At 44.4% G+C, this 18,247-nt stretch carries 18 protein-coding genes and 1 pseudogene; 10 read left to right on the top strand and 9 right to left on the bottom strand.

Annotated elements, in window-relative coordinates; translation table 11 throughout:
• Positions 1 to 54 precede the first annotated feature (54 nt).
• Positions 55 to 630 carry a transcriptional regulator YxaF gene (gene yxaF, locus PUN35_RS15530; RefSeq protein WP_014481440.1) on the bottom strand — a complete coding sequence of 192 codons (576 nt, stop codon included), beginning with the start codon at positions 628 to 630 and terminating at the stop codon, positions 55 to 57.
• Between the two features lie 130 nt (positions 631 to 760).
• Between yxaF and PUN35_RS15525 the strand changes: the two genes are divergently transcribed.
• A complete protein-coding gene (locus PUN35_RS15525) occupies positions 761 to 1,831 on the top strand; it encodes an SDR family oxidoreductase (protein WP_014481441.1) in 1,071 nt (356 codons plus the stop codon).
• 58 nt (positions 1,832 to 1,889) lie between these two features.
• Here PUN35_RS15525 and PUN35_RS15520 read toward each other — a convergent pair whose 3' ends face one another.
• Positions 1,890 to 2,321 (bottom strand): MarR family winged helix-turn-helix transcriptional regulator, encoded by a 432-nt coding sequence (locus PUN35_RS15520; protein WP_003243994.1) that lies wholly within the window; start codon positions 2,319 to 2,321, stop codon positions 1,890 to 1,892.
• Positions 2,322 to 2,547: 226 nt separating this feature from the next.
• On the opposite strand from PUN35_RS15520, the gene PUN35_RS15515 reads away from it, so the two are divergent.
• Together PUN35_RS15515 and PUN35_RS15510 are read left to right on the top strand one after the other, a co-directional pair.
• The gene (locus PUN35_RS15515; RefSeq protein WP_009968420.1) at positions 2,548 to 2,952 is read left to right on the top strand and encodes a CidA/LrgA family holin-like protein; all 405 of its coding nucleotides are present in this window, start codon (positions 2,548 to 2,550) and stop codon (positions 2,950 to 2,952) included.
• Positions 2,922 to 3,614, top strand: coding sequence for an LrgB family protein (locus PUN35_RS15510; protein ID WP_003227015.1), 693 nt, complete (start codon positions 2,922 to 2,924; stop codon positions 3,612 to 3,614). The genes PUN35_RS15515 and PUN35_RS15510 overlap by 31 nt, the downstream gene beginning before the upstream one ends.
• A gap of 39 nt (positions 3,615 to 3,653) precedes the next feature.
• Here PUN35_RS15510 and PUN35_RS15505 read toward each other — a convergent pair whose 3' ends face one another.
• Positions 3,654 to 4,685: a polysaccharide pyruvyl transferase family protein gene (locus PUN35_RS15505; RefSeq protein WP_014481442.1), complete on the bottom strand. Its 1,032-nt coding sequence runs from the start codon at positions 4,683 to 4,685 to the stop codon at positions 3,654 to 3,656.
• 92 nt (positions 4,686 to 4,777) lie between these two features.
• Positions 4,778 to 5,926: a glycerate kinase gene (locus PUN35_RS15500; RefSeq protein WP_014481443.1), complete on the bottom strand. Its 1,149-nt coding sequence runs from the start codon at positions 5,924 to 5,926 to the stop codon at positions 4,778 to 4,780.
• A 195-nt stretch (positions 5,927 to 6,121) separates the two neighbouring features.
• Between PUN35_RS15500 and gntR the strand changes: the two genes are divergently transcribed.
• From gntR to ahpF, 6 genes are all read left to right on the top strand, one after another.
• Positions 6,122 to 6,853 (top strand): gluconate operon transcriptional repressor GntR, encoded by a 732-nt coding sequence (gntR, locus tag PUN35_RS15495; protein WP_003243132.1) that lies wholly within the window; start codon positions 6,122 to 6,124, stop codon positions 6,851 to 6,853.
• Positions 6,846 to 8,387, top strand: a complete 1,542-nt coding sequence (gene gntK / locus PUN35_RS15490) for a gluconokinase (protein WP_014481444.1) — start codon at positions 6,846 to 6,848, stop codon at positions 8,385 to 8,387. The genes gntR and gntK overlap by 8 nt, the downstream gene beginning before the upstream one ends.
• A gap of 28 nt (positions 8,388 to 8,415) precedes the next feature.
• The gene (gntP, locus tag PUN35_RS15485) at positions 8,416 to 9,762 is read left to right on the top strand and encodes a gluconate permease GntP (protein WP_003243139.1); all 1,347 of its coding nucleotides are present in this window, start codon (positions 8,416 to 8,418) and stop codon (positions 9,760 to 9,762) included.
• Between the two features lie 22 nt (positions 9,763 to 9,784).
• Positions 9,785 to 11,191 carry a decarboxylating NADP(+)-dependent phosphogluconate dehydrogenase gene (gene gnd / locus PUN35_RS15480; protein WP_014478511.1) on the top strand — a complete coding sequence of 469 codons (1,407 nt, stop codon included), beginning with the start codon at positions 9,785 to 9,787 and terminating at the stop codon, positions 11,189 to 11,191.
• A gap of 465 nt (positions 11,192 to 11,656) precedes the next feature.
• Positions 11,657 to 12,220 (top strand): alkyl hydroperoxide reductase subunit C, encoded by a 564-nt coding sequence (gene ahpC / locus PUN35_RS15475; RefSeq protein ID WP_003243686.1) that lies wholly within the window; start codon positions 11,657 to 11,659, stop codon positions 12,218 to 12,220.
• A 13-nt stretch (positions 12,221 to 12,233) separates the two neighbouring features.
• The gene (gene ahpF / locus PUN35_RS15470) at positions 12,234 to 13,763 is read left to right on the top strand and encodes an alkyl hydroperoxide reductase subunit F (protein ID WP_003243077.1); all 1,530 of its coding nucleotides are present in this window, start codon (positions 12,234 to 12,236) and stop codon (positions 13,761 to 13,763) included.
• Between the two features lie 110 nt (positions 13,764 to 13,873).
• On the opposite strand, the gene bglA is transcribed toward ahpF, so the two are convergent.
• The 3 genes and pseudogenes from bglA to PUN35_RS15455 form a co-directional block, all read right to left on the bottom strand.
• On the bottom strand, positions 13,874 to 15,313 hold the full coding sequence (gene bglA, locus PUN35_RS15465; RefSeq protein WP_014481445.1) for a 6-phospho-beta-glucosidase BglA: 1,440 nt from the start codon (positions 15,311 to 15,313) through the stop codon (positions 13,874 to 13,876).
• Between the two features lie 13 nt (positions 15,314 to 15,326).
• Complete coding sequence (locus tag PUN35_RS15460) at positions 15,327 to 15,449, bottom strand: biotin/lipoyl-binding protein (protein WP_014481446.1); 123 nt, start codon at positions 15,447 to 15,449, stop codon at positions 15,327 to 15,329.
• A gap of 84 nt (positions 15,450 to 15,533) precedes the next feature.
• Positions 15,534 to 15,722, bottom strand: a pseudogene (locus tag PUN35_RS15455) (PTS transporter subunit EIIB); the annotation flags it as partial.
• A 157-nt stretch (positions 15,723 to 15,879) separates the two neighbouring features.
• Between PUN35_RS15455 and PUN35_RS15450 the strand changes: the two are divergent.
• The gene (locus PUN35_RS15450) at positions 15,880 to 16,590 is read left to right on the top strand and encodes a GntR family transcriptional regulator (protein WP_014481447.1); all 711 of its coding nucleotides are present in this window, start codon (positions 15,880 to 15,882) and stop codon (positions 16,588 to 16,590) included.
• Positions 16,591 to 16,680: 90 nt separating this feature from the next.
• On the opposite strand, the gene PUN35_RS15445 is transcribed toward PUN35_RS15450, so the two are convergent.
• Both PUN35_RS15445 and PUN35_RS15440 read right to left on the bottom strand, forming a co-directional pair.
• Positions 16,681 to 17,403: a peptide ABC transporter permease gene (locus PUN35_RS15445; RefSeq protein WP_014478516.1), complete on the bottom strand. Its 723-nt coding sequence runs from the start codon at positions 17,401 to 17,403 to the stop codon at positions 16,681 to 16,683.
• Between the two features lie 20 nt (positions 17,404 to 17,423).
• Positions 17,424 to 18,053: an ATP-binding cassette domain-containing protein gene (locus tag PUN35_RS15440; protein ID WP_014481448.1), complete on the bottom strand. Its 630-nt coding sequence runs from the start codon at positions 18,051 to 18,053 to the stop codon at positions 17,424 to 17,426.
• Positions 18,054 to 18,247 lie beyond the last annotated feature (194 nt).

The raw sequence follows: 18,247 nt of genomic DNA, 5'->3' as shown, positions 1-18,247 counted from the left end.
CATTTATTTGTCTAGACCGTTCTATATAATTGTAGGAGAAAGGATAACAAAATGCTACCCTTTTTTTCTCACCAGCACTGGTATTTGTTCGGCAATGAGAAGAAGAGGCGTTTTGTCTTTATTCGTTAACGAAAGCATGATGCCGCCCTCAATCATCGAATTAATCAGCGTTCCAAGCTGATTTGCTTCTTCATCTGCAAATCCGTTTTCCATTAATTTTCTGGCAAAAACCGCTTCCCAGCTTTTAAACACCTTCATGCAAACCGTCCGCAGCGGTTCACTGATTAACGCTGTCTCACTCGCCAGCAAACCGACTGGAATACCTTTAATGCTTTCTGTGTTATCAAATTGGCTGGCTGTTTTTTTGATAAAAAGCTGAATCGCTTCTGTTGGATCAGAGGATTCATCCATGCTTTGCTGTATCAGATGTTCAACGATCTTACCTGTATATGTAACCGCTTCAATTGCTAATTCTTCTTTGCCATTCGGAAAAAAGTGATAAAGCGATCCCTTAGGAGCACCGCTTTCTTTTACAATCTGGTTCAAACCTGTCGCGTGATATCCTTGCAGCTGGAACAGACGTGACGCCGTGTGAAGGATTTTTTCACGTGAATCTCCTCTGCTAGTCATTAAAACATTCCCTCCTAGGTATGGTAGAGCGACTTATATAATATAAAAAAGAACCCTGTGATTGTCAAAAGGGGTAAGACCCTTCCGGATGGGGTAATGTACAAAAACAGCGTCTAGGAGGGATCTCTCAATGACAATCGATCATTCAGTCACAAATACAGAACAGCTTGAACGACAAAACCCCGCCATAAAAACAAAGCTCAAACTGAAAAAGCTTAAGGATCAGGTGATCGTCATTACCGGCGCTTCAAGCGGAATCGGACTTGTCACGGCACGAATGGCAGCTGAAAAAGGCGCAAAGGTCGTGGCAGCAGCGCGAAATGAAGACGCGCTGAAGGAGCTCACTGATGAACTTAAGGAAAAAGGGCACGACGCCATATGGGTAAAGGCGGATGTCGGAAAAGAAGAGGACGTCAACCGCATCGCAGAAACCGCGATCAGCACATTCGGCCGCTTTGACACATGGGTCAACAATGCGGCCGTCTCGACTTTCGGACATGCCATGGACGTCACCGTCGAAGACATGAAGCGCATGTTCGACACAAATTTCTGGGGACCTGTTTACGGAACAAGAGCGGCTGTCAAACACTACACCGGCAGAGGTGTGCCGGGCGCACTCATTAATGTAGGAAGCCTGTTCGGAGACAGGGGAACGGTCATTCAATCCACATATGCATCTGCCAAATTTGCGCTTCACGGCTGGACGGAAAGCATCCGAATGGAGCTCGAAAAGGAACAGGCGCCCGTCTCGGTAACGCTCATCCACCCGGGCAGAATTGACACACCTTATAACGAGCATGCGCACAGCTACCTCGACAAACAGCCGGCTCATTACCGCTCCATGATCTATCCACCGGAAGCAGTCGCCGAAGCGATCCTGTTTGCCGCCGAACACCCTAAGCGCGACATGTACATCGGCTCACAGGCCAAAGCCATCGCCATGCTGGGCGCGCTTTTCCCTCGTCTGACCGACAGACTGATGGAAAAAATCATGTATCACAGCCAGCATGCCGAAAAACCGTCCAAACCGCGAGAAGAAAGTGCTCTTTATGATGCGGGCTGCGGTATGCATGACAGAGGCACAAATAAAGGATGGATGAGGTCAAGAAGCTACTACACGAATGCGACGAAGCGCCCCATTGTATCTGCGGCTGTTGTTGCAGGACTAGTGGCTTGGGCTGCCGCCAAACGATGCAGATAATCTCTGACCATGATAGAAAAACCCATGCTGTTCCAGCGAACCATGGGTTTTTTAGCTGTTAATCGATAAAAGCCTTGTTCATACGCTGCAGCAGCTCGCCGAACATCTCTTTTTCCTGTGTTGACCATTCTTTCAGCATCTGTTCATAACGTTCAAGGCGCTTTTGCTGATCGGCTTTTAATAGTTGTTTGCCGAGTTTTGTAATGGTAAACAGGCTGACTCTCCCATCAGATGGGTCTGAGAAACGATAGATGAGCTCCTTTGCCTCTAATGCAGCTGCTTGTCTTGAAAGAGTAGAAATATCAAGCTTAAACGATTCTGCCAATTCCTTAACACGAGCAGGCCCAAACTCATCCAATTGTCTCAGTAATAAGTACGAAGATCTCTCCAAATTCCCTGTTCTTTTCTCTGATTGATCCAGATAAACAGCTCTCCTGATAAAAGTCGTCAGCTCATATTCAATTAATTCAACTGGATTTTGATTTTGCAATCGCTCTCGCTCCCTATTCCAATCTCCGGCATTGACAACATCATATATACTTGTATAATACAAATGTACATTAACTGAATAAATACAAGTCGTTATATGACTAAATCAATTATTATACTTGTATAGTACAATCATATAAAAAGAAAGTAAAGCGATTCCTCAGAACCATCCTAGAAGCAAGCACCAGAAAGGAGGAAGCTGTTCTGATTGGAGAGCAGCACTTGATGTGAAAGTCATACGAATTATCTTGCAAGTGTTGATATTATATGTATTTTTTATGATCGGGGAAGCCATTCAGCATCTGTTTCATTTACCCGTGTCAGGAAGCATCGTTGGATTGGTATTGCTTCTGATCTGCTTGGGCCTCCGTATTGTTCCCGTCTCCATCATTGAAGACGGAGCAGGGTTTTTATTATCCTTCCTTCCATTGTTGTTCATCCCGGCAATGACAGGAGTGATAAACTATCCGTCTCTCATTTCATTCAATGGCCTGATGCTGCTGATTACAGTCGTTCTGAGCACCATCGTCACGATCATTGCGGCTGGATTCGCCAGCCAGCTATTAGAGAAAAAAGCAAAAAAACGGGAGGAGAAAGAGAAATGCAGCAAGCATGTATCGCGATCATTATAATTCTTTTAACAGTTGCCGCTTATTTAGCGATGGTCAAACTCTATAAGCGATTCCCGCTTCCATTTCTGATCCCTGTTCTGACAACGACCATTTTGATTGTAGCGGCTTTGATGATGTTTCATGTTTCCTATGAAGGCTATATGATCGGGGGGAAATGGATCAATTCTTTGCTTGGGCCGGCTGTCGTGGCACTGGCCTATCCGCTTTATAAACAATGGCATATTATTGTCAAACATTGTGTTCCAATTCTAGGCGGCGTCCTGGTCGGATTATGCATGGGAATGATCAGCGGGCTGATCTTCGCAGAAGCATTCGGGATTGATCATGATCTCTTATTATCCATTCTGCCAAAGTCGATCACAACCCCTGTCGCTATTCAGATCGCCGCCGGTCTTGGCGGCGTCCCTTCCATGACAGTCGTATTTGTCATGATTGCGGGCTTTTCAGGCGTCATCCTCGGGCCGCTTTTCCTAAAATGGCTTCGCATACGCAGCTCCCTAGGACAAGGCATTGCATTAGGCAGCGCCTCCCATGCACTGGGCACCTCCAAAGCATTGGAATATGGAGAACTGGCCGTCTCCATGAGTTCCGTCTCCATGACGCTTTGTGCGGTGCTCGGCTCATTCTTCGGCCCGCTCGTCGTCTGGCTGTTTCATATTTAACAAAGAAAGACTGCCCCGGGGGAGGGCAGTCTTTTTCGTTTAAGAAGCAAAAAAATCAATCAGCGGCTGAAAGTCCTTAGATAAATCAACGTCATTCGGTTCTGCTTGAAGCAGGCGGTCAATCATACGCTCCAGCTCCTCAACATCATTCTTATCCGTATATTCAATGAAGTTTAAGCTTTCAAGCCAATCCCGGTATGAATGTTTGGCTTTGCCATAGCTGTTTCCAAAGACAAGGCAAGGTGTTTTGGTGATAATCGAGAAAATCATCGCGTGAAGGCGGTCGGTAATCACCAATTTACTGGAGCCGATGCGGTCCAGCATCTCCATAAAATGCTTTTCACGATCAGCGTAATCGATGGTGTCGACCGTATCCAGCACCGTATCGGTACGCTCTGTGTAAGTTGTTTTTTCTGCCCATTTCTTCATCTGTGAAATAAAATCTTCGTCAGTCACTTTCTCCTTATCCGCTCTTAAAATAAAGAGAACGCCGTCCCGCTCGAGCTCTCGCGGCACAATATCCAAGGAAAGCACCATGTCCGGTGTAAAGATCACATTGGAGTTGAAGGTCTCTTTCACAACATCCAGTGTTTGCGTCTCACGCGCAGCAATCGTTAAGTTTGTATTTTGATGGTACGCATCCTGTGTTTTTTTCTTTTCCTTCTGTCCTTCCTCTGTATCCTCAAAATAAACGGATTGTGGCAGAGAAATTGATTTGTAGTCTTTAAACGCCGAAAAGACCTTTCTTCTGTCTTCCTCAATATCAAGATAAAGGTTTCCTAAGTTCCCTCCGCCTGTAAAGCAGACAATATCGTCTTCACGAATGATCTCCTTCACCAGTTCAATGCCCTCATCCGTCGCATAATCCATAATCTCAATGTATTCATAATACGGAAAATGATTTTTGATAAATTTCTCTTCCGCATACGCAATCGCTTGGTCTCCAATGTTTGTGTAACTAGGGGAACCAAACAAAAATACTTTTCGTTTATCATTTAACAGAGCTTCCGGCTCCACATTTGGCGCAATGCCTTTTACTAGTTTTTTGCCTTTGATTTCTTGTACAGTCATATCTGCGTCCTCCTTCTGGGATGAATTCCTCATTGTGTGTTAACTGTCTCTACCCAAAAAGAAGGATGGCTATGCATTGGCGTGTGCATCGGCTATATCAGAAACATCGTTTTCGCCAATTTGATAGTCGCTGCAATGTCCCGCGCCGTTCTTTCCATATATTCCGCGGCATGTTCAAACGCGTCTTCTAGCGGCACGGCTCCGGGAACGATGCTGAAAAGCGCATCGATTCCGTGTTGATAGACGGCATCACTGTCTCGTGATACTGATCCCGCAATACCGATGACGGGCACATCATATGATTTAGCCGCCTTGGCTACGCCGATCGGCGTTTTTCCATGAACCGTTTGGCTGTCGATCCTTCCCTCGCCGGTAATCACAAGATCTGCATCCTGAACGATATTTTCAAAATCAACCGCTTCAAGGACAATATCAATGCCTCTTTTCAGGTCAGCCTGAAAATAAGTCAGCAGGCTCCATCCAAGACCGCCCGCTGCACCGGCGCCCTCTGTATCTCGGAAGGTTGATCCGAGCTCTTTTTCTGTCATATCAGCGAAATGGTTTACGTTCTGTTCTAGTACATCCAGCATGTCGGCCGTCGCGCCTTTTTGCGGTCCGAAAACAGCCGTAGCACCCTTTGGTCCTGTTAACGGATTGTCCACGTCACAGGCAACTTCCAGTTTGACATTCCGCAATCTGGAATCAAGCCCGCCAACATCTATTGATGCAAGCTGAGATAACGCGCCGCCCCCTGGGCCAATCTCGCTGCCTGAGTTATCAAGAAGCCTTCCGCCCAATGCCTGAATCATCCCGGCTCCCCCGTCGTTCGTGGCGCTTCCGCCGATTCCGATGATCAATCGCTCCGCTCCCGCATCAAGAGCTGCTCCGATTAATTCTCCCGTTCCCCTTGTTGTAGTGATGAGCGGATTTCGCTTATCTACAGGCACCAGATGCAGCCCTGAAGCAGCAGCCATTTCAATCACAGCTGTTCTCCCATCTCCCATCATGCCAAAGAAAGCTCTCACCGGTTCCCCCAGCGGCCCTGTGACAACTTGCTCTATGATCCTTCCGTTGGTCGCATCGACCAGAGATTGAACGGTTCCCTCGCCGCCATCCGCCACCGGCAATTTTCTGTAATCAGCACCCGGAAAGACCGATTTGAAACCTCTTTCTATCGCTTCGGCTGCCTCCAGAGCTGATAAGCTTTCCTTAAAAGAATCAGGTGCAATGATGATTTTCATCCAAATCGCCTCTTTCCAAACATGATTCACTTATGCTAGTTATCTCCAATGTACCACATTCCATTTAGAAATAAATACCATAATGATTGGGAAAAATTTTATTAAAAATTAGAAATGAAAGTGTTTGCATAAAAGAAATATTCACGTTATCATACTTGTATACAAGTATACTTCTTGAGTGAGGAAGGTGAGTGTATGCTAGACTCCAAAGACCTGTTGTATCCCGCAAAATGGCTCTCAAAAGCGTCAACCGGAGTTCGTGTCGCATACGAGCTGAGAATGCGGATCGTTTCAGGCCTGATTGAAAGCGGTACCATTTTATCAGAAAATACAATCGCCGCCGAGTTTTCAGTAAGCCGTTCGCCGGTTCGCGAAGCGCTAAAAATACTCGCATCCGAAAAAATCATCCGCTTAGAACGAATGGGAGCGGTCGTAATTGGTTTAACTGAGAAGAAAATCGCGGAAATTTATGATGTGCGGTTACTATTAGAAACATTTGTCTTTGAACGGCTTGTCAAAATAGACATTGAGCCTTTAGTTAAGGATCTCAGCAAAATTCTTGAAATGATGAAAGTCTCAATCAAATATGAGGACGCTGACGAATTTTCATTTCAAGATGTGCTGTTCCATGAAACGATTATCCGAGCGATTGATCATTCATACATTCAGATGATCTGGAACAATCTAAAACCCGTCATGGAAAGCTTTATTCTTTTATCGATGCGGGTACGGTTAAAGGAAAAGTATGAAGACTTCACAAGGATTTTAGATAACCACGAGCTTTATATTCAAGCCATCAAAACAAAGGATAGGGCGCTGATGATTCAGTCTCTTCACCAAAACTTTGATGATGTGCAGGATAAGGTAGAAGACCTATGGCTCTCACAACAAATGCTGGCAAAAGGAGCTGAATACAACAATGACTAGTTATATGTTAGGAATCGATATCGGCACGACAAGCACAAAAGCTGTGCTGTTCAGTGAAAACGGAGATGTGGTACAGAAAGAAAGCATCGGCTACCCGCTCTATACACCGGACATCTCAACAGCTGAACAAAACCCGGAAGAGATATTTCAGGCAGTCATCCATACAACAGCGAGAATTACAAAACAGCATCCCGAAAAACAGATCTCTTTCATTTCGTTCAGCAGCGCCATGCACAGCGTCATTGCAATCGACGAAAATGACAAGCCGCTGACGCCATGCATCACATGGGCCGACAACCGAAGTGAAGGCTGGGCGCATAAGATCAAAGAGGAATTGAACGGACATGAGGTGTACAAACGTACGGGAACACCGATTCATCCGATGGCACCGTTAAGTAAAATTGCCTGGATCACGAATGAAAGAAAAGAAATCGCTTCCAAGGCAAAAAAATATATCGGCATCAAAGAATACATTTTTAAACAGCTGTTCAATGAGTATGTCATCGATTACTCCTTGGCATCAGCGACAGGCATGATGAACCTGAAAGGCTTGGATTGGGACGAAGAGGCACTGCGCATCGCAGGCATCACGCCGGATCACTTATCCAAACTCGTGCCGACAACCCAGATCTTTCAGCACTGCAGCACGGAAATAGCGATCCAAATGGGAATCGATCCGGAAACGCCTTTTGTCATCGGCGCCAGCGACGGCGTGCTGTCCAACCTCGGCGTCAACGCCATTAAAAAGGGCGAAATCGCCGTCACCATCGGAACAAGCGGTGCCATCCGGACGATTATTGACAAGCCGCAAACCGATGAAAAAGGGAGAATTTTTTGCTATGCCTTGACGGACAAGCATTGGGTTATTGGGGGACCTGTGAACAATGGGGGCATCGTCCTTCGCTGGATCAGAGACGAGTTTGCCTCCTCCGAAATCGAAACAGCGACACGGCTGGGCATTGATCCATATGACGTGCTGACGAAAATTGCCCAACGCGTCAGACCCGGTTCTGACGGTCTGCTGTTCCACCCATATCTCGCCGGAGAACGCGCTCCGTTGTGGAATCCGGATGTACGCGGCTCATTTTTCGGCCTGACCATGTCGCATAAGAAAGAGCATATGATACGCGCGGCATTGGAAGGCGTCATTTACAACCTGTACACGGTGTTCTTGGCGTTAACTGAATGCATGGATGGCCCGGTAACCCGCATCCAAGCAACAGGGGGATTTGCAAGGTCGGAGGTTTGGCGCCAAATGATGTCGGATATCTTCGAATCAGAGGTTGTCGTTCCGGAAAGCTACGAAAGCTCATGTCTCGGCGCCTGCATTTTAGGCCTGTATGCAACAGGAAAAATTGACTCTTTCGACGCCGTGTCCGACATGATCGGCAGCACATACAGACATACGCCGATCGAAGACTCAGCCAAGGAATACAGAACATTAATGCCGATTTTCATCAATCTATCAAGATTATTAGAAAATCAATATACACAAATTGCAGATTATCAGAGGGGCTTAATCACACACAAATAGTACATGACATGAAGGGGAGGGCATTACCATGCCGTTAATCATCGTTGCACTTGGGATCTTAGCATTACTATTTCTGATTATGGGCTTAAAATTAAACACATTTATTTCCCTGCTGGTCGTATCGTTCGGCGTGGCACTGGCACTCGGGATGCCGTTCGATAAAGTTGTCAGCTCCATCGAAGCAGGAATAGGGGGGACTCTTGGCCACATCGCGCTCATCTTCGGACTCGGTGCGATGCTGGGCAAGCTGATCGCGGATTCAGGAGGCGCACAGCGCATTGCGATGACGCTCGTCAACAAATTCGGTGAGAAAAATATTCAATGGGCCGTTGTCATTGCCTCATTTATTATTGGGATTGCGTTATTTTTTGAAGTAGGACTGGTTCTATTAATTCCGATTGTCTTTGCGATTTCAAGAGAATTGAAGATTTCTATTTTATTTCTCGGAATCCCGATGGTCGCGGCACTATCCGTCACACACGGTTTCCTGCCGCCGCACCCGGGACCTACGGCGATCGCCGGTGAGTATGGCGCAAACATTGGAGAAGTGCTGCTGTACGGCTTTATCGTTGCTGTTCCGACAGTGCTCATTGCAGGGCCGTTATTTACAAAGTTCGCGAAAAAAATCGTTCCTGCATCATTTGCGAAAAACGGCAATATTGCATCACTCGGCACACAAAAAACGTTTAACCTTGAAGAAACACCCGGCTTTGGAATCAGTGTCTTTACCGCAATGCTCCCGATTATCATCATGTCGGTCGCGACCATTATCGACCTGCTTCAAGAAACAATCGGGTTTGCAGATAACGGAGTTTTAGCTTTTATCAGATTGATTGGAAACGCATCGACTGCTATGATTATTTCGTTATTGGTCGCAGTCTATACAATGGGCATCAAGCGCAACATTCCAGTCAAAACCGTGATGGATTCTTGTTCAACTGCCATTTCACAAATCGGCATGATGCTTTTGATCATCGGAGGAGGCGGCGCCTTCAAACAAGTGCTGATCAACGGCGGTGTCGGCGATTACGTAGCAGACTTATTCAAAGGAACGGCATTATCGCCAATCATTCTGGCATGGCTCATCGCGGCGATCCTGCGCATTTCTCTAGGATCAGCGACTGTTGCCGCACTAAGCACAACAGGTCTGGTCATCCCGTTATTGGGCCATTCTGATGTTAACCTGGCGTTAGTCGTGCTCGCAACAGGCGCCGGAAGTGTCATCGCTTCACACGTCAATGACGCCGGCTTCTGGATGTTCAAGGAATACTTCGGATTAAGCATGAAAGAAACATTCGCCACATGGACATTGCTGGAAACCATTATTTCCGTTGCTGGACTGGGATTCATTTTATTGTTAAGTTTAGTTGTATGAAATTAAGAAGGAGCTGTAACACATGTTCAATACGATTGGTGTCATAGGCTTAGGCGTAATGGGAAGCAACATCGCCTTAAACATGGCAAATAAAGGTGAAAACGTCGCTGTCTATAATTACACCAGAGATTTAACGGACCAGCTTGTCCAAAAGCTGGATGGACAATCTCTCAGCCCGTATTACGAGCTTGAGGACTTTGTTCAATCGTTAGAAAAACCAAGAAAAATCTTTTTGATGGTCACAGCGGGAAAACCCGTAGATTCCGTCATCCAATCATTAAAGCCTTTGCTTGAAGAAGGCGACGTCATCATGGATGGAGGAAACTCCCATTATGAAGACACAGAAAGAAGATATGACGAGCTGAAGGAAAAAGGGATCGGCTACCTGGGAGTCGGCATTTCCGGCGGTGAAGTCGGTGCGTTAACAGGGCCTTCCATCATGCCGGGCGGAGATCGCGACGTCTATGAGAAAGCCGCTCCTATCCTGACGAAAATCGCAGCCCAAGTCGGAGATGACCCTTGCTGTGTCTATATCGGACCAAAAGGGGCAGGGCACTTTACAAAAATGGTGCACAACGGCATTGAATATGCCGACATGCAGCTGATTGCAGAAGCGTATACGTTTCTAAGAGAAACGCTTCGTCTGCCGCTCGATGAAATTGCATCTATTTTTGAAACATGGAATCAAGGTGAGCTGAAAAGCTATTTAATAGAGATTACAGCTGAGATTTTACGCAAAAAAGACGAAAAAACAGGGCAGCCTCTGATCGATGTCATTCTTGATAAAACCGGACAAAAAGGCACTGGGAAATGGACGAGCATGCAGGCGATTGATAACGGTATCCCGTCCACGATCATCACAGAGTCCTTGTTCGCCCGCTACTTGTCATCCTTAAAAGAAGAACGGATGGCAGCTCAAGACGTATTAGCAGGCCCGGAAGCCGAAGAAAAACACTTGGATAAAGACACCTGGATTGAATACGTCAGACAGGCTCTTTACATGGGGAAAGTATGCGCCTATGCACAAGGCTTTGCCCAATATAAGATGTCATCTGAGCTTTACGGCTGGAATCTGCCGCTCAAAGACATTGCCTTGATTTTCCGAGGCGGCTGCATCATCCGCGCTGATTTCCTTAACGTGATCAGCGAAGCATTCAGTGAGCAGCCAAATCTGGCAAACCTGCTGATCGCGCCTTATTTCACAGATAAGCTCCATGCCTATCAAACAGGCCTGCGAAAAGTCGTTTGCGAGGGTATCAGCACCGGAATCTCTTTCCCATGCTTAACTACCGCGCTCTCTTATTACGACGGCTACCGCACAGGGCGTTCCAATGCGAACCTCTTGCAGGCACAGCGCGATTACTTTGGCGCTCACACGTACGAACGGACTGATATGGACGGCGTTTTCCATACGAATTGGTCTGAATAACCTGTCATCAAAAACACGGTCAGTTTTCAACTGAACCGTGTTTTTTTCTTCTATCCCAAACAACAGAAGACATAAGTTATGTTTTAAATATCATAAACAGTGATACAATAATAGCTAGAAACAATCCCCAAGATCATCATGTGACAGCAGCTTGCTGTTCCGTTCTATTCTGCTTTTGGCCATTGTCCTTTGCCCTTGACCATGGTGTCATAAAATGTTCAAATGCCAAAACGGCCTGTCATTCTGATTTACAAAAGTCCCTGAAAACCTTGTCTAATTGAGAATCAGCCTCTCATTTGTTATAAAAGAAATGCCTAAATCCTACCTGTCACACCTTTATTAAGATGAAAAAAAGTAGGTTATGGCTTGACAAAAAATATATATTAATTAATAATTCATATATAATTAGAATTATTATTGAAAGCGATTATGCTTTCTAATACATTTTTAGGAGGAATATACATTATGTCTTTAATCGGTAAAGAAGTACTTCCATTCGAAGCAAAAGCATTCAAAAACGGTGAATTCATCGATGTAACAAACGAAGATTTGAAAGGCCAATGGAGCGTATTCTGCTTCTACCCAGCAGATTTCTCTTTCGTATGCCCAACTGAGCTTGAAGATCTTCAAGAACAATATGCTGCTCTTAAAGAATTAGGTGTTGAAGTCTACTCTGTTTCTACAGATACTCACTTCGTACACAAAGGCTGGCATGACAGCTCTGAAAAAATCAGCAAAATCACTTACGCAATGATCGGCGACCCATCTCAAACGATCTCTCGCAACTTCGATGTTCTTGACGAAGAAACTGGCCTTGCTGACCGCGGAACATTCATCATCGATCCAGATGGCGTTATCCAAACTGTTGAAATTAATGCAGGCGGTATCGGCCGTGACGCAAGCAACCTTGTAAACAAAGTAAAAGCAGCTCAATACGTTCGTCAAAACCCAGGTGAAGTTTGCCCGGCTAAATGGGAAGAAGGCGGCGAAACTCTTACACCTAGCCTTGATCTAGTAGGTAAAATCTAAGGAGTGCATTCAATTGGTACTTGATGCAAACATCAAAGCACAATTAAATCAATATATGCAGCTAATTGAGAATGACATTGTTCTCAAAGTTAGCGCAGGCGAAGATGACACTTCTAAGGACATGCTGGCTCTCGTTGATGAGCTGGCTTCCATGTCATCGAAAATTTCAGTTGAAAAAGCTGAATTAAACAGAACGCCGAGCTTCAGTGTCAATCGTGTCGGAGAAGACACTGGCGTGACTTTCGCCGGTATCCCTCTGGGCCACGAATTCACATCATTAGTGTTGGCGTTGCTCCAAGTGAGCGGCAGACCGCCTAAGGTGGACCAAAAAGTCATTGATCAGGTGAAGAAGATCAGTGGTGAATACCACTTCGAATCTTATATCAGCCTGACATGCCACAACTGTCCTGATGTTGTACAAGCTTTAAATATGATGAGCGTGCTGAACCCGAACATTACGCACACGATGATTGACGGTGCAGCATACAAAGCAGAAGTTGAAAGCAAAAACATCATGGCAGTGCCGACCGTTTACCTGAATGGCGAATCCTTCGGAAGCGGCCGTATGACGCTTGAAGAAATTCTTGCGAAAATGGGCAGCGGCACAGATGCATCTGAGTTTGCTGACAAAGAGCCGTTTGACGTTCTTGTGGTCGGAGGCGGACCTGCTGGTGCAAGTGCAGCGATCTACACTGCACGTAAAGGCATCCGCACTGGTGTTGTCGCTGAGCGCTTCGGCGGACAGGTGCTCGACACCATGAGCATCGAAAACTTCATCAGCGTCAAAGCGACGGAAGGACCGAAGCTTGCGGCAAGTCTTGAAGAGCATGTGAAGGAATATGATATTGATGTCATGAACCTTCAGCGTGCGAAACGCCTTGAGAAGAAAGATCTGTTCGAACTTGAACTCGAAAACGGCGCTGTTCTGAAAAGTAAAACAGTGATCCTTTCAACAGGTGCACGCTGGCGCAATGTCAACGTACCAGGTGAACAAGAGTTCAAAAACAAAGGTGTCGCATACTGCCCGCACTGTGATGGGCCATTGTTTGAAGGCAAAGACGTTGCGGTAATCGGCGGCGGAAACTCTGGTATCGAAGCAGCGATTGATCTTGCAGGTATTGTCAATCACGTTACTGTACTAGAATTCGCGCCGGAACTGAAAGCAGACGAAGTCCTGCAAAAACGTCTCTACAGCCTGCCTAACGTTACTGTCGTGAAAAACGCACAAACAAAAGAAATCACAGGTGATCAGAGTGTTAACGGCATCACATATGTAGACCGCGAAACAGGCGAAGAAAAACACGTTGAACTTCAAGGTGTATTCGTCCAAATCGGTCTCGTGCCAAACACAGAATGGTTAGAAGGAACGGTTGAACGCAACCGCATGGGCGAAATCATCGTCGACAAACATGGCGCAACAAGCGTACCAGGCTTATTTGCTGCCGGCGACTGCACAGACAGTGCGTACAACCAAATTATTATTTCTATGGGATCAGGTGCAACTGCCGCCCTCGGCGCGTTTGATTACCTAATCCGTAACTGATAAAAAAATCCGTTATTTTGCCAGATTGGCAGGATAGCGGATTTTTCTTTTTCTACAGAAAAAACCCGAACCAGGCACTACGGTAAAAGTGCTCGATTCGGGCCAGCTTCTTATAGTTCCTCGCCGTTCGTTTGAATGACATTTTTGTACCACTCAAAGGAGTCTTTCTTATATCGTTTCATGGATCCGTTTCCTTCATTGTCACGATCAACATAGATCATGCCGTAGCGTTTTTTCATTTCGCCAGTTGTGAAGGAGACAATATCAATAATGCCCCACGGCGTGTAGCCAATTAAATCAACACCATCGTACGTGACCGCTTTTTTCAATGCTTCAATATGCGATTTTAAATATTGAATGCGCTCCGGATCATGAACCTTGCCGTCCTCCTCCAGCGTATCCACTGCGCCAAAGCCATTTTCAACGATGAATAACGGGATTTGGTATCGGTCATAAAAACGATTTAACGTATATCTCAGCCCGGTTGGATCAATCGCCCATCCCCAGTCACTCGAAGTGATGTACGGATTTTCGACACCATTCGGCAAGCCGCCATTTACAATATCGTCAGTGTTATCATTTTTCACATCGCTTTTCACAGTTGTTGACATGTAATAGCTGAAGCCTAAGTAATCGACGGTTCCGTTTCTTAAAATCTCATCATCGCCGTCTTCGAATGTGATGTTGTAGCCTTCGCGTTCAAATTCCTTCAACGCGTAGCTTGGATAATAACCGCGCACCTGCACATCAGGGAAGAAATAGCGCTGCCTCATTTCTTCTTCAGCCAGCATCACATCTTTAGGATTGGAGGAGAAAGGATAAATCGGCACGTGTGATACCATGGCCCCGATCTGGAACTCTGGATTGATGTCTTTTCCTTTTGCCACTGCTAATGCGCTCGCCACTAGTTCGTGGTGTGCCGTTTGATACATGACCTCCTTGGCGTTTTCGTTTTCGCCAACCACAACACCTGAATTCGTCCATAGGAACAACGGATTGTTCACATCCATTTGGTTGTTGATCTCGTTAAATGTCATCCAGTACTTCACTTTCTCTTTGTAACGGGTAAAGCAAGCATCTGCAAAGTTGACGAAGAAGTCCACGACTTTCCGGTTTCTGAAGCCGCCATATTCTCTTGCCAGGTGCAGCGGCATTTCAAAGTGAGACAGGGTAATGACCGGCTCGATCCCATGCTTCAGCAATTCATCAAACACATCATCATAAAACTGCAAACCAGCTTCGTTCGGTTCAGCCTCATCGCCTTTCGGAAAAATCCGGCTCCAGCCGATGGACGTCCGCAGGCATTTTAATCCCATTTCCGCAAACAAAGCGATATCTTCCTTGTATCTGTGATAGAAATCAATGGCTTCATGGTTTGGATAAAATTCGTTTTCTTCAATCGTATCCGTGATTTTTCTCGGCACGCCGTGCGCACCCGCTGTCATCACATCGACGACACTCGGCCCTTTACCGCCTTGATTCCATCCGCCTTCAAATTGGTGGGCAGCTAAAGCACCGCCCCATAAAAAATCCTTCGGCATGTTTCCCATGTTTAATTCCTCCTCAGCTTACGACTGTAAATATTTTTTGATGTAATGCACTTTCCTCAATCTCTTCAATGAAAGCTTTATCAAACTCAACAAGCACTTCGCCTTTTTTGACGGTATCGCCTTCTTTTACCTTCAAGGAAAAAGGCCTGCCGTCTAATGTCACCGTATCCAGCCCGATGTGCGCAAGCAATTCGACGCTGAACGCAGGTCAATCGCATGCTTTGACAACCGTAATGACCCGGGATGGTGGCATCGATTTCACGATTTCCTTCGCTTTAGGGGTAGACCGCTTCTGCACCAATCGAAGTCTGGTAGCGCAGCGAGAAGCCCCAATCACATTCTCTTCCACGCCTACGGCCTCTAAAATGTCTTTTGCTAGTCTCGTATAATCTCTCACTTTCCCCGACATTTTCACCCACCCCTTTGTTTTGGTTGCGCTTTCATTATAATTGTACCGGTATAATTTATCAATACCGAAACAAAATATTTACGGACTAACTATCATTGTAAGCGGTTTATGCTATAATTTTGACAAGTGAAATTAAACGAATAAATGAGGAATGCGTATGTTAAAATACCAGCAAATCGCAGCGGAAATTGAAACATATATAGAAGAACACCAGCTTCAGCAGGGAGACAAACTGCCAGTCCTGGAAACCCTCATGGCCCAGTTTGAAGTCAGCAAAAGCACAATTACAAAGTCCCTCGAGCTATTAGAGCAAAAAGGCGCGATCTTTCAAGTCAGAGGAAGCGGCATTTTCGTCAGAAAACATAAACGAAAAGGCTATATCAGCCTTCTGTCGAATCAGGGGTTTAAAAAAGATCTCGAGGATTTCAACGTCACCTCAAAAGTCATCGAACTGGACGTGAGAAAGCCGACACCGGAAGCGGCGGAAAATCTGAACATCGAAATAAACGAAGACATCTACTATGTCAAAAGGGTCCGCTACATCAACGGCCAGACCCTTTGCTACGAAGAATCCTATTACAACAAATCCATCGTGACGTATTTAAACAACGAAATCGTTTCCCACTCCATCTTCCATTACATCCGGGAAGGACTGGGGTTGAAGATTGGTTTTTCTGATTTGTTTCTGCACGTGGGCCAGCTTAATGAGGAAGAAGCGGAATATTTGGGATTAGAGGCTGGACTGCCGAAGCTGTATATAGAAAGTATTTTTCACCTGACAAATGGGCAGCCGTTTGATTACTCGAAGATTTCGTATAATTATGAGCAGTCGCAGTTTGTGGTGCAGGCTAATAGTTTTTTATTGTGAAATTCGGTATCTAATAGGATTTCTTTTAATAATTCTCCACCAAATATTATGTTCAAAAAAAGCTACTTCACTGTGAAGTAGCTTCCTTTATTAAATGCCCATTTTGATCCATCTAGTTTTAGAAAAGCGAAGGATAATCGCATTTATGATAATAATTGAAACTAAATACAAAATAATAAATAAAACATCATTACTCCCAAGTGTCATGTTATCAGATTGCAGCACTCTTTCTATTCGGGGATACATAGTGTTACCTGCCTCAAAAGGAGCAATGAAACCAAACGTTTTATTGCTTATAGCTACTAAGATAACAGAAGTCATCCAATAAACGATACTGACACCTATACTAATTAATATATTAGGACATAACATGCTTATAGTTCCGATAATTAGAATATACTGCAGTATAACTGCAGAAAATAAAAAAAGTAATAATGCAAAATGCGAAAAATCATGGTACATCAACGATATGATTAGCAGGCCTAGCGTTATAAATGCAAAACATTCCAAAAATAAAACAGCTATCTTTTTATAAAAGAAAGTATAGATGTTCTCTCCAATTAACTTGTAAAAGAGAATATTTTTGTTTGAATACTCTCTATTAATAAAGAAAGCTATAACAAATGAAAATAACATCAAACCAAACTGGGTCGCAACAGTATAGGAGCTAAAGAAAAACATTTCAGGTGTAACATTGCTGACTTTATCAATTCCAACAAGTAAAAAATAACCCAGCAAAAATAAAAATACAAACATTGCTCCTAAAATAATGATAACTTTGTTGCTAATACTCTTTTTAAACTCTAATTTCATCTCAAGCCCCCACTGTTTTATTACTCATTTATATACACTTCAATTAATTTATCCACTGAATGATATTGTTGAATTTCTTGGTGATTAAATATATAATAATCCCCTTCTATCGCCTTTAAATCAGACAAATCATGTGTAATGTTGATGATAATCTTCTCGGGGTTCTCCTGAATATACTTGTTTAAGAAGCCATGAATCTCTATAACCGTTTTTTTGTCTAATGAATTCGTTATTTCATCTAAAACAATAATATTTTTATCCTCTAATAAGAAACTGAGCAATTTTAATTTTTGCTTTTGTCCATCACTCAAATTTTTGATCAGAACTTTTCCATCAATATTATCCAGATTAAGTAAATGTGCGATTTTATCTATCATTTCTGCATCAAATTTTTTACTCAAAAAGTGTAATAAAAAGTCCTTAGAAACATCATTAGGTATATTCGAAGAGCTGGATATTAAAGAAACATTTTGACGAATATCTCTGCCGATTCTTTTGCTATTATTTAACAAAAAGTCTTTAGCAAGCTGTGATTTACCGACTCCATTTTTTCCGACAACGTGATTAATTTTCCCGCTCGAAAAATGCAAGTCGGTGTCCTGAAGTAACGTTTTGCCTTTCACTTTTAAAGTGTAATTCGCTATATTCATATACATACTCCTAGGAAATATTTGTATTTTCGAGGTACCTCTTTCGTTTCCGGTTTGGAACTGTAAGAAATGTTTTTCGATGATTAATCTGGATATCTTTTACTCTAGTTTACAATATATAACACTCAATGTACAACAACGGCAGTTTCCTCAAGGCAATTCCTTACAAGATAACCGACAACAAGCTAAATAAA

Source organism: Bacillus sp. N3378-2at (assembly GCF_033412715.1).
Classification (GTDB): domain Bacteria; phylum Bacillota; class Bacilli; order Bacillales; family Bacillaceae; genus Bacillus; species Bacillus subtilis.
The sequence above is the reverse complement of the archived record's forward strand: the minus strand, read 5'-3'. Positions and strand labels throughout refer to the sequence as shown.

Bases quoted from the DNA above. Each gene is read 5' to 3' on its own strand.
- yxaF (WP_014481440.1), bottom strand. From the start codon at position 630: ATGACTAGCAGAGGAGATTCACGTGAAAAAATCCTTCACACGGCGTCA.
- PUN35_RS15525 (WP_014481441.1), top strand. From the start codon at position 761: ATGACAATCGATCATTCAGTCACAAATACAGAACAGCTTGAACGACAA.
- PUN35_RS15510 (WP_003227015.1), top strand. From the start codon at position 2,922: ATGCAGCAAGCATGTATCGCGATCATTATAATTCTTTTAACAGTTGCC.
- PUN35_RS15505 (WP_014481442.1), bottom strand. From the start codon at position 4,685: ATGACTGTACAAGAAATCAAAGGCAAAAAACTAGTAAAAGGCATTGCG.
- PUN35_RS15500 (WP_014481443.1), bottom strand. From the start codon at position 5,926: ATGAAAATCATCATTGCACCTGATTCTTTTAAGGAAAGCTTATCAGCT.
- gntR (WP_003243132.1), top strand. From the start codon at position 6,122: ATGCTAGACTCCAAAGACCTGTTGTATCCCGCAAAATGGCTCTCAAAA.
- gntK (WP_014481444.1), top strand. From the start codon at position 6,846: ATGACTAGTTATATGTTAGGAATCGATATCGGCACGACAAGCACAAAA.
- gntP (WP_003243139.1), top strand. From the start codon at position 8,416: ATGCCGTTAATCATCGTTGCACTTGGGATCTTAGCATTACTATTTCTG.
- gnd (WP_014478511.1), top strand. From the start codon at position 9,785: ATGTTCAATACGATTGGTGTCATAGGCTTAGGCGTAATGGGAAGCAAC.
- ahpC (WP_003243686.1), top strand. From the start codon at position 11,657: ATGTCTTTAATCGGTAAAGAAGTACTTCCATTCGAAGCAAAAGCATTC.
- bglA (WP_014481445.1), bottom strand. From the start codon at position 15,313: ATGGGAAACATGCCGAAGGATTTTTTATGGGGCGGTGCTTTAGCTGCC.
- PUN35_RS15450 (WP_014481447.1), top strand. From the start codon at position 15,880: ATGTTAAAATACCAGCAAATCGCAGCGGAAATTGAAACATATATAGAA.
- PUN35_RS15445 (WP_014478516.1), bottom strand. From the start codon at position 17,403: ATGAAATTAGAGTTTAAAAAGAGTATTAGCAACAAAGTTATCATTATT.
- PUN35_RS15440 (WP_014481448.1), bottom strand. From the start codon at position 18,053: ATGAATATAGCGAATTACACTTTAAAAGTGAAAGGCAAAACGTTACTT.